We start from the raw sequence: 440 nt of genomic DNA, 5'->3' as shown, positions 1-440 counted from the left end.
TCGCAATGGCGTGCCCGTCGTTACGTTCGTTGGCGTCGTGTAGCTGCGCTTCTAGTTGACGATATTCACGGTCGCCGTCAATGACATATTCCAGCGCCGCTTGCGGTAACGCCGGCGTTTCCTGATTCACCCACGCCAGTTGCCAGCTTCCCGGAAAGGTGTAGCTGCCGCCGTCGGCGCTGATTTCATTTTTCAGCAATGCCAGCAGGGTAGATTTACCACAGCCGTTTTTACCCACCAGGCCGACTTTCTGCCCAGGGTTGATGGTGGCGGTGGCATTATCCAGCAGGACGCGCACGCCGCGACGAATTTGTAACGAGGAGAAAACAATCATAAGGCGCCGTATGTTCAGACTATGTTAACTTATCATTATGATAATGTAATGTATGGGCGAGCTGCCGCACCGGGCGCAATGGTAGCCCAAAACAGCGACTATACAC

Annotated in this window: 1 protein-coding gene; it reads right to left on the bottom strand. The window is 54.1% G+C overall.

From position 1 onward, the window contains the following. Window positions 1-334: ATP-binding cassette domain-containing protein (locus D7X32_RS47745; protein WP_120608491.1), on the bottom strand; the 334-nt coding region annotated here is incomplete at its 3' end. Between the last annotated feature and the right edge of the window lie 106 nt (window positions 335-440).

Source organism: Corallococcus carmarthensis (assembly GCF_003611695.1).
GTDB lineage: Bacteria > Myxococcota > Myxococcia > Myxococcales > Myxococcaceae > Corallococcus > Corallococcus carmarthensis.
This window is presented reverse-complemented; position numbering and strand designations above follow the sequence as displayed.